This window comes from Streptomyces sp. (genome assembly GCF_035563135.1).
Taxonomy (GTDB): Bacteria; Actinomycetota; Actinomycetes; order Streptomycetales; family Streptomycetaceae; genus Streptomyces.
On record NZ_DATMVN010000682.1, the window covers coordinates 1 to 8,796 of the forward strand.

The window sequence follows — 8,796 nt, forward strand, 5'->3', positions numbered from 1 at the left end:
CTCCCGTCGAGGAAGATCGAGGAGTGTGCGACGCCGTACGGGCTGAACCCGTTGCGGCGCAGTACCCGCTGCGACGGCAGGTTCTCCAGATGGGTGGACGCCTCGGCGCGGTGCAGTCCGAGTTCGTCCGTCATCACCCGGAGGGCAAGCCCGACGGCGTGCCCGGCGTGCCCTTGATTCTGGGCGACGGTGGCGATCCAGTATCCGACGGAGCCACGGCGCAGGTGCGGCTGCGGCAGAATGCCTCCGACGGTGACCTGCCCGATCACCTGGTCGTCGGCGAGCACCACGCCCGGCCAGACCGTACCGGCCCGGTATCCGGCCAGCAGGCTGTCGATCCGCTCCGCCTGGCCCTTCGGGGTGAAGAAGTCGGCCGGCTGGGCCGGTTCGTACGGCCGGAACGCCTCGAAGTCCCGCACGCGGTGCGCGGCGATCGGGGCGGCGTCGGCGGGCTCGATCAGACGGATCCTGGTGCTGCTGTGCATGGGCTGATCCTCGTCGCGGTGCGTCGGATACGACGCCCAACCTATGCGAGGGTGCTCGCACCGCACCCTGTGTACGTCGGAGCATCGGGTCGGTGAATGCCGGTGAGTCGGCGGCCAGCGGGATCACCTCACTCCGCCTCGTGAACAGGGGCCCGGGACATTTCTGACCTTCGGTCCACCGGTCACGGAGCAGGCGTAGAGGCGCAGGGTGCTCGGGTCTCGCCCACTTCGGGAGTGAGGTTGCTCGTGAGAGGTTCTGAGTGGTGGCGACGGGGGCAGGGTCTACGGCAGTGCTTGGCCGCCGGGGGGCTGGGCGAGGCGGCGGTTCATGGCCCAGCTCTGAAGTTCCGCGTTGGCGACGGCTTCCACTTCCTCCAGCAGACGCCGGCGGTTCTCGTCGCTCCTGTCGGCCTCGGCGATCACGGTGTAACGCTGAATCGCCAGCCGTAGTCGTGACCAGGCTTCTGCGGCATGTACGTATCGCTCCGCATGACCGAACAGCTGGCGGAACCCACCGATGAAGACCGTGGTCCCTGCGATCGAGGCAGTGACGACGGCGGGAGCCTGGATGCCTGCGGCGACCACCGCGCCTGCTCCGCTGATCAATGCGGTCAGCTCCGTGACCGCGACCCAGCGGCGGGAGCGCCTCGTGATGCGCTCGTACCAGGCCAGATCCTTGAGAGCTTGCTCCAGCACCGGATCTTCGCTTGCCTGCGGCACCGACCGTCTCCCTCCCTGGGGCAACTGCTCGGCCACCCGCGCGACTTGAGGGTGCCTGGCACCCTGCGGCACACATTATCGGCATGGATGTATGCCGAGCCACCCTCAACTCCCCGGTTCCGGGCGGAGGTCCTGATGCCAGGACGGAGCGCACCGGTGCCCGTACTCGATGGATTCGCGGATCGCGCGCGGCGGTCCTCCGTACGCGGCGAGCCGGCCAAGGCGCAGTCGGAGCTTTTGCCCGGGGAGGGGCGAGGGCGCAGATTCGGCTGTCGGCTGCCGGTGCACCTTGCAGGGCGGTCAGCGGGCCCTCGGGCAGGAACGGATGAGGGCAGAACCGGCCGGATTCGAACCGGCGTCCTCGCGGTTTTGGAGACCGCGCGCGACTACCTCTGCGCTACGGCTCTGCCCCAACCCTCATTCTACGGATGGCTGTTGCTGAAGTTTCGTCCGTTCCGTGCCCCCGCTCATACCGATCGCGCCGGAGATGCTCGAAGGATGCCCGCCTCTGTCTGTTTCACCTGCTCAGAGGTCGTGCACCTGCAATGGGCCCGGGGTCCCACGGTGGTGCCGCTGTCACGGCCTGGCGGGCTCGATGACGGCGTGCGGGGTGCGGAGCCAGACGTGCTGGTCCTGGTCGGTCACCGTCAGCCCGAACTGGTCGGCCTCGGGGTGCCCGAGCGCGACGTACTCGACCCAGGTCTGCTCGATCTCTTCCCACAGGAACCCGGGCCCGTACTGCCAGACCTCCACCCCGGTGGCAGCAGTTGCGGCGGCGCCGTCCTCGCGGCTCACCCACACCTGGGCGCCGGCGGGGGTGTCCGCGTGCGTCAGTCGTACGCCGGGCAGACGGGCCCCGGCGTACAGCGCGAACCCGAGGTCCAAGAGCCGCGCCGGGCCCAGCCCCGCGCTGCGGATCCTGCCTGTGGCCGTATCGACGTCGTGGCGATCGGCCATACGGTGCGACCGCATCGGCATGTACGACGCGCCGCCGCGGAACCTGCCGACCGCAGTCCCCTTGGCCTGGACGTGAAGTTCGACCAGCGCTCCGGACCAGAAATCCCGTGCGAGCGGCGCGACGATGATGCCGTCCGGTCGGACCTGCCGCACGAGGGTGGGCGGGACGTGCCGGAGTGCGCAGGTCGAGATCAGCCGGTCGACCGGTTCCATGCCCGGCCAGGGCTGTTCGCCGTCACCGCAGCGCAGGTGCGGGTGGTAACCGGCGCTCGCGAGAGCATCGGCGGCTCGTCGGGCAAGCGCGGGGTCGATCTCAATGCTGTGGACCCGTTCGTCACCGAGGCGCTCGGACAGTAACGCGGCCACGTGGCCCGACGCCGTGCCGATCTCCAGTACCCGGTGTCCGTCCTCCAATTGGAGAAGGCCGAGCATGCGAGCCACCATGGATGGCTGAGAGTTCGACGACGTCGCGATCCCAGGCCCGTCTCCGGCGCCGTCGTCGAGCTGGATGACTACCGGCTCGTCGGAGTTGACCAGCGCCAGCCACTCGTCCGTCCCGACGACCGGCTCGCACCGGTCGGGGAGCTGCCGCCAGATCTTCGAGGGGATGAACTGCTCCCGGGGCACGGCGTCGAACACTTGCTGCCAGCGGGGGCTGAGGACCCCGCGTTCGGTGAGCTCTTGCACCAGCCCCGGGTGGGTGGGGTTTTGTCGGGTGGCGCTCACGTCATTCCCCGGTGCGGGATGGGCCGCTGCCGTCAGGGGACGGCGGGGGCGGTGGGGGAGCCCACGGCTTGATCGGGGCAGGGCTGCCGCCGTGCTTGCCGTCGCTTGCTTCAGCTGGGGTGTTCAGCCGGGCGTTCATGAAGTTCTCCTCCAGCGGGTGGATTCGGGGGATGGGAGTGCTGGTCAGGCAACAGGGGCCGGCCCAGGTCCCGCTGTCGGGATCGGGGACACCGATGCGGTCTCGGACCGTTCCGGGCCGGGGAGGGAGCGGGGCGGTGCGGTCATGCTGAATCTCCCTTGCACCGGGAGCAGCTGCGGGCGGGGTACGCCGAGGACGGATCGGGATGGCCAGGGGCGTGACCTCGGCCTCCTCACGCACCACCCGGGTCCCACCCTCACGGTTCACCTCGTACACCTTGAGCGTCACGGCCATGGCCCGTTTCCCTTCGCGGTCGGTGAGGGATACCCGGGACCGTAGAAAAGCTCCCCGCGCGCACACCAGCCATGTGCATAACTGTGCGCACATTCCTCTGGAAGGTGGAAGAACGAGAAGGTGGTCTTGACGGAGAAGGCCGGAGCGGCTGACCGTGTTGCACACAACTGCACACCACATGGACGGAGTCAGCCATGCCGCTACTGTTCATCGGGATCGACCCGAACACGGGAGATCACGAAAGCCCGACCGTCTGGGCGGACCTCGAGGGGAAGGAACTGGTCCTCCAAGGATGGAAGCCGAGCCCTGAACTCGAGGCGGAGTGTGCTGCCACGGAGGTTCCCGGGCACGCTGTGGGAATCCCCGAATCCGAAGCGGTGATCCGTATCCCCGCCAGGATGGTCGGCATGATCAGGGAGGCTTGCGATGCCGTCGAACGTGCCGCTCAGCTTCCGTGAGCTGCTCGACAGCTGCATCGAATCCGCCGTACACCTGGAGATGCGGGACGCGTACGCCGTCGACTACGAGCGCGGCCCGTTCGCCGACTGGCGTGCCGGGCACCGTCACGATCCCACCGACCGGGCGTCCTGGTGGCGGCCGTGGCTCGACCTCGTCTCTGAGACCGTCGGTCGCGGCGTGAGCGTACGACGTGCCCGGATCGTGTCCGAGCCGGTGAGCGAGTACATCCGCTACGAGCACTCCGGAACCTTCACGAACGTGGCGGCCGGGGAGCGGATCCGGTGGTTGCCGCGCCGCCGGGCCTCGGACATCGCACTGCCCGGCAATGACTTCTGGCTGTTCGACGGCCGCCTCGTCCAGTGGAACCACTTTGCCGGTGACGGCTCGTCACAGGGGCCGGAGTTCACTGATGATCCGGTTGCCGTGAAGCTGTGTGCGAGCGCGTTCGAGACGGTTTGGGATCGAGCGGTGCCGCACGACGAGTACACGATTCGCTGATCAGAACCATCGGACAGGCCACATGACGCTTCCCTCCTCTTCTGCACAGTCCGCACGCGAAGTCGTCGCCAGACGTCTGCGTGACCTGCGGAAGGGGGCTGGTCTCACCGTTGTCGAGCTGGCCTCGGGGTGCGGCTGGCACCATGCGAAGACATCCCGGATCGAGAACGCGCGTACAGCGCCGACCGCCACGGACATCCGGTTGTGGTGCCGCACTGCCGGGGCAGGTGACCAGGCCGAGGATCTGATCGCCCAGTCATTGCACGCGGAGTCGATGTACAGCGAGTGGCGCCACCGGACGCGGAGCGGGTTGAGACAACTCCAGGACAGCGCAGTGGCGTTCTTCCAGCAGACCGAGTTGTTCCGCGTGTACTCCTCCTCTCTCGTGCCCGGCTTGCTCCAGACCGAGGGGTACGCGGCGGCCGTCCTGGGGATGAGCGCCCGCTTCCGCGACCTCCCTGTCGACGACAGCGCCGCTGCCGCCCGCGCCCGGGTGGCTCGTTCGCAGATCATTCACGAGCGTGGCCATCGATTCGTCCTCCTCATGGAAGAGGCCGTTCTCCGTTACCGGATCGGGGACGCCGACACGATGGCCGCGCAGCTCGGGCATCTTCTGTCGGCCGGTGCCCTGCCTGCGGTGTCGCTCGGCATCATCCCGACGACGGCAGAGCGGGACCAGTGGCCGAGGGAGACGTTCCACGTGTACGACGACGAGCTCGTGTCCGTCGAGCTGGTGTCGGCACAGGTGCGGATCACCCAGCCCAGCGAGATCGGCCTTTACCTGCGGGCGTTCGAGCAGATGCGGCAGACGGCCGTGTACGGGGCGGAGGCGCGGGCCCTCGTCGTGAAGGCGATCGACGCGCTCGGCTGATCCGGTTCCGGTGGATGTGGAGCGCGAAGACGGGCGGTGAACCGTGGCTCAGGGGGTCTCAGGAGATGTCGTGCGCCTGTGGCGGGCACTTCGGTATGTGCCCGAGTGCGTGTCGTGCAGCTGCGTTGCCGAGCGGCCCCTCACGTCCCGGTGGCGGCAAGGAGCGCGCTGAGCGGCGCGGCCGCGTCCAGGAGGGCGCGGGAGCGGGCCGTGATGCTTGCGTCCCGGGCCGACAGTGCGGCTGTGACGTCTTCCCGGCGGAGGCCGCGTCGCAGGCTCGGCATCAGGGTCCGGAGCGGGTCGATACGGTAGCCCGCGCTGCGTAGCTGGTGCACGATCCGGGCGTCCCGGGTCTGGGCCGGCGAGTACCGTCTCGTTCCTCGCGGGGGGACCCGGTCCGGAACGGCGAGCCCTTCGGCGTCCCAGTGCCGCAGGGTCGACGGGCGCACACCGAGCGCCGCGGCGAGTTCGGAGACGCTCATCGAGTCCGACGGGCGTACGTCCGCGACCGGTTCGGCGGAGATCGCCGCTGTGGCCTCCTTGGCGAGTGCCAGGTCGGTGCGCTCCCGGTCGAGCCGGGCGTGGGCGGCGTCGAGCCGGGCCAACGCCTCCGCGGCCGGGCCCTCGTGCACGGCGCGCACGATCCGCTTGGCCTCGACCGGGCCTGTGCCGGCTGCGAGGGCGCGGTAGGCCAGTGCGGAGTGCAGGTGGGCCTCCCCGTGAATGCGGTAGCCCGAAGCCGTGCGCGTGGCCGGGGGCAGGACACCGTCGCGTTCGAGGTTGCGGATCTGCTGGACGGAGTACCCGGCACGGCGCGCGACCTCGGCCGTGCGGAGGGACGGCGACTTGAGAGTTGGCACCCGCTGCTCCTGCGTTTTCCGGTTCGAAGTCTCCACAAGCACCTTAATGAAACGCTTGAGCACATGACGGACGACGAGATCATCGCTTTTGTGGAAGACCTGGGAGGGGTTCTGGCTGTCAGGCCGGCACCCGGCGACGGTTCACCGGAGATCAGCTGGGGGGACACGTTCTTCTACTACGCACCTGACGGTGTCATGCCGGCAGCGGCCCAACCGTTCGCGACGATCGTGACCAAGGACTGTCCGGGCGACGAACGGTCGCGCCTCGACCGCCCGGACACCTTCCGCGTCAACATCGCTGCCGGTAAGCAGGCGTTCAGCGACTGGACCGGTCACGCCCCGCGCGAATCCGCCCTCGACGACGACCCCGGTGCCAGCGACAAAGTGATCGCGCACCCCGTCTACGGTTCCGGCGGCTGGCTGGCGGTGGTGAATCCGGGCCTGAGGACCGATGAGGCCGTGCGCCTGCTGCTCCGGGAAGCCCATCGTCTCGCGCGGGCGCGCCACGAACGGCGCGCAGGCTCGGCGCCGGGCTGACAACGCGGCTCAGACCCGCTCCAGCGGGCGGTGGGGGCCCGGTGGGAGCTCGACCTCGATCGTGTCGTGCGGGCGGACCGGGCCGCCGTGGCGGACCACGGCCATGACGCCGGACTTGAAGGTGAAGTCCCCGGAGGCGGGGTCGAGGGCGAACATCTCGCCGAGCAGGCCCTGCTGGAAGTCGTTGATCTTCGCGCACGGGTTGCGCAGGCCCGTCACCTCCACCACCGCCCGCTCACCGAGGTGCAGCAGGGCGCCGGCCGGAAGGCCGAGCAGGTCGACATCGCGGGTGGTGATGTTCTCGCCCAGCCGACCTGCGGTGACCGCATAGCCCTTGAGGGCCAGCTCGTCGAAGAGCTCCTCGTGCATCAGGTGCACCTGACGCAGATTGGGCAGTCCCGGCTCGTAGGTCATGCGGAACTGGTGGCGGATCGTCTCACCCGCGTGGACGTCCCCCTCGACGCCGAGGCCGGCGAGCAGCGTGACCGACTCGCGAGTGGGCTTGCTGAACGAGTACGTTCCGTTGCTGCTCACCGCTGTGACCCGGCCTGCCATCTTCCGCCCCGTCCGTCTGTACGCGTATTCCGGTGTACGCGTATTCCGGACCATGTTAAGGAAGCGGGCGTCAACGGGTCCGGGCCGTCGCGCGTCCCAGGACCGTCGCCCAGGGGAGCTCCCGGACGGCCGGGCCCTGACGTGGTTCGTACAGGGGCCAGACGTCCGCCCCGTACACCAGCTCCACGCCCGCCTTGCGCAGAGCCGCGATGTGCCCTTCCCACGCCGGGTGTCGCGCATGTGCGGCGTTGACCAGAGGGAACACCACCACCGGGAGGCCGGGGGTGCCCAGTGCTTCGCTCACCTGGGTCAGGGCCTGGTTGTCGGCGATACCCGTCGCGAGCTTGGCGACGTAGTTCGCGCTCGCCGGTGCGACGACATAACGATCGGCCACGGGGTGCGGGCGGGGTTCGGCCGGCAGGCGGGGCGTGTCTCGCACCGGGAGACCGGTCAGTGCCTCCAGCCGCTCCCATTCGCCGTTCGCCCTCAGCCATCGGCCGGCGTTCGGTGTGAGTGTCACCGTTACCTGCCAGCCCTGTGCGACGGCCGGCTCGACCAGCCCGGTGCGCAGCGACTCGACCCCGTCGGTCGCCGTGCCCACGACTCCCAGCACTCCGCGGCTGCCTGCACTCACCGTTTCCTCCACCTTGCGTGGGCTCGCCGCCCGGCCGTCGATACAGCAGAGACGTACCACGGGCCCGGCGGCGGCCGGTAGTCGCTGCGCCGGCCGGTCCCGCGACCGCCGCGCCGGCTGCGTACGCTCGCTCATGCCGGTCCGGGCACACGGGTGTTGCCCGCCGCGTGCGGCGCCGGAAGGATGCACCCATGCGCCGACTGCTGCTGCTCGCCCCGCTGTTGCTGTTCACCGTCGGCTGCGGGGTGGTGCAGCCCTCCGACGCCGAGGCGACGGACGCCGCGCGGGAGGTGGCCAGGGGAGTGGGGGAGCGGCTCTACGGCCAGCGTCCACGCACGGCGGAGGAGGTCGGGCGCTCCGCCTCCGGCATCGACGGGGTGGAGGTGCTGCGGGTGACGGGCACCTCGACACACGACGGGGACGGTATCGATGTGGTCGTCCGCACGTCCGGTTCGGCGTACAACGGGTGGGTCGACGTCGAGGAGGTCACCGTGCTGCGCTGTTTCGCGGTGCGGGTGTCGCCCAGGTCGGAGTGGCGTGAGGACCCCCGTGACGTGGACTGCCCGGACGGCCCCCCGCTGACCTTCGCCCCGCCGCCCGAGCCGCCCCGGCTGCCGTCCGAGGAGCTCCGCGCGAAACTCCCCCGGGTGCCGGAGGGCGGCCGGGTGGACGAGGCCGGGATACGCCGTACGCTCGCCGCCCTGGACCTGCATCCGGCGGTCCGTACCGAGGTGAAGGCGGGCAGCGGCCGGGTCGGTGTCCTCCTGTCGGTGAAGGGCAACCGCTTCGACCCGCAGGACTGCCTTCTCGCCCGCGTGGGCCCCGGCGCCACCGAGGTATGGGTGCCGTCCCGCGTCCAGCGGATGCCCGGAGAGGGCGGCTGCACCATCGCCAACGCCCTGGCCCCGCTGCCGCCACCGCACTGAACGGGCGCCCGGCTCCCCCGCACCACCGGCTCACAGGTCCGCAGGCCCGCGTGCCCCGTCCGTCAGGACCGGCAGCCGGGATGACGCGGCGCGACCGCCGCGAAGCACGCCGGGGCGGAGCAGGGCGGGGCGGCC

At 70.0% G+C, this 8,796-nt stretch carries 12 protein-coding genes and 1 tRNA gene; 5 read left to right on the top strand and 8 right to left on the bottom strand.

Annotated features, from left to right (window positions below; all coding sequences use genetic code 11):
• The 5 genes from VN520_RS30420 to VN520_RS30440 form a co-directional block, all read right to left on the bottom strand.
• The coding region (locus VN520_RS30420; protein ID WP_325750161.1) for a GNAT family N-acetyltransferase at positions 1–485 on the bottom strand (485 nt) is incomplete at its 3' end.
• Positions 486–767: 282 nt separating this feature from the next.
• Positions 768–1,205, bottom strand: a complete 438-nt coding sequence (locus tag VN520_RS30425; RefSeq protein WP_325750162.1) for an SLATT domain-containing protein — start codon at positions 1,203–1,205, stop codon at positions 768–770.
• A gap of 332 nt (positions 1,206–1,537) precedes the next feature.
• Positions 1,538–1,612, bottom strand: a tRNA-Trp gene (locus tag VN520_RS30430).
• A 169-nt stretch (positions 1,613–1,781) separates the two neighbouring features.
• Complete coding sequence (locus tag VN520_RS30435; protein WP_325750163.1) at positions 1,782–2,888, bottom strand: methyltransferase domain-containing protein; 1,107 nt, start codon at positions 2,886–2,888, stop codon at positions 1,782–1,784.
• A gap of 1 nt (position 2,889) precedes the next feature.
• Positions 2,890–3,321: a hypothetical protein gene (locus VN520_RS30440; RefSeq protein WP_325750164.1), complete on the bottom strand. Its 432-nt coding sequence runs from the start codon at positions 3,319–3,321 to the stop codon at positions 2,890–2,892.
• Between the two features lie 194 nt (positions 3,322–3,515).
• Here VN520_RS30440 and VN520_RS30445 point away from each other — a divergent pair, with 194 nt between their 5' ends.
• Genes VN520_RS30445 through VN520_RS30455 form a run of 3 tightly spaced genes read left to right on the top strand, consistent with a single transcriptional unit; the run spans position 3,516 to position 5,149 of the window.
• A complete protein-coding gene (locus VN520_RS30445; RefSeq protein ID WP_325750165.1) occupies positions 3,516–3,779 on the top strand; it encodes a hypothetical protein in 264 nt (87 codons plus the stop codon).
• Positions 3,748–4,278, top strand: coding sequence for a DUF6879 family protein (locus tag VN520_RS30450; RefSeq protein ID WP_325750166.1), 531 nt, complete (start codon positions 3,748–3,750; stop codon positions 4,276–4,278). The genes VN520_RS30445 and VN520_RS30450 overlap by 32 nt, the downstream gene beginning before the upstream one ends.
• Before the next feature lie 22 nt (positions 4,279–4,300).
• On the top strand, positions 4,301–5,149 hold the full coding sequence (locus VN520_RS30455; protein ID WP_325750167.1) for a helix-turn-helix transcriptional regulator: 849 nt from the start codon (positions 4,301–4,303) through the stop codon (positions 5,147–5,149).
• Positions 5,150–5,289: 140 nt separating this feature from the next.
• Here VN520_RS30455 and VN520_RS30460 read toward each other — a convergent pair whose 3' ends face one another.
• Positions 5,290–6,009 carry a MerR family transcriptional regulator gene (locus tag VN520_RS30460; protein ID WP_325750168.1) on the bottom strand — a complete coding sequence of 240 codons (720 nt, stop codon included), beginning with the start codon at positions 6,007–6,009 and terminating at the stop codon, positions 5,290–5,292.
• A 63-nt stretch (positions 6,010–6,072) separates the two neighbouring features.
• On the opposite strand from VN520_RS30460, the gene VN520_RS30465 reads away from it, so the two are divergent.
• Entirely contained in the window at positions 6,073–6,546 is a 474-nt protein-coding gene (locus VN520_RS30465) for a DUF6194 family protein (RefSeq protein ID WP_325750169.1), read from the top strand.
• A 9-nt stretch (positions 6,547–6,555) separates the two neighbouring features.
• On the opposite strand, the gene VN520_RS30470 is transcribed toward VN520_RS30465, so the two are convergent.
• A complete protein-coding gene (locus VN520_RS30470) occupies positions 6,556–7,101 on the bottom strand; it encodes an MOSC domain-containing protein (RefSeq protein WP_325750170.1) in 546 nt (181 codons plus the stop codon).
• Positions 7,102–7,171: 70 nt separating this feature from the next.
• Positions 7,172–7,735, bottom strand: a complete 564-nt coding sequence (locus tag VN520_RS30475; protein ID WP_325750171.1) for a flavoprotein — start codon at positions 7,733–7,735, stop codon at positions 7,172–7,174.
• 191 nt (positions 7,736–7,926) lie between these two features.
• On the opposite strand from VN520_RS30475, the gene VN520_RS30480 reads away from it, so the two are divergent.
• A complete protein-coding gene (locus tag VN520_RS30480) occupies positions 7,927–8,661 on the top strand; it encodes a translation initiation factor IF-2 (RefSeq protein WP_325750172.1) in 735 nt (244 codons plus the stop codon).
• The last annotated feature ends 135 nt before the right edge of the window (positions 8,662–8,796 follow it).

Coding starts and splice junctions, on each gene's coding strand:
- VN520_RS30445 (WP_325750165.1), top strand. CDS start 3,516: ATGCCGCTACTGTTCATCGGGATCGACCCGAACACGGGAGATCACGAA.
- VN520_RS30455 (WP_325750167.1), top strand. CDS start 4,301: ATGACGCTTCCCTCCTCTTCTGCACAGTCCGCACGCGAAGTCGTCGCC.
- VN520_RS30480 (WP_325750172.1), top strand. CDS start 7,927: ATGCGCCGACTGCTGCTGCTCGCCCCGCTGTTGCTGTTCACCGTCGGC.
- VN520_RS30465 (WP_325750169.1), top strand. CDS start 6,073: ATGACGGACGACGAGATCATCGCTTTTGTGGAAGACCTGGGAGGGGTT.
- VN520_RS30450 (WP_325750166.1), top strand. CDS start 3,748: ATGCCGTCGAACGTGCCGCTCAGCTTCCGTGAGCTGCTCGACAGCTGC.
- VN520_RS30440 (WP_325750164.1), bottom strand. CDS start 3,321: ATGGCCGTGACGCTCAAGGTGTACGAGGTGAACCGTGAGGGTGGGACC.
- VN520_RS30470 (WP_325750170.1), bottom strand. CDS start 7,101: ATGGCAGGCCGGGTCACAGCGGTGAGCAGCAACGGAACGTACTCGTTC.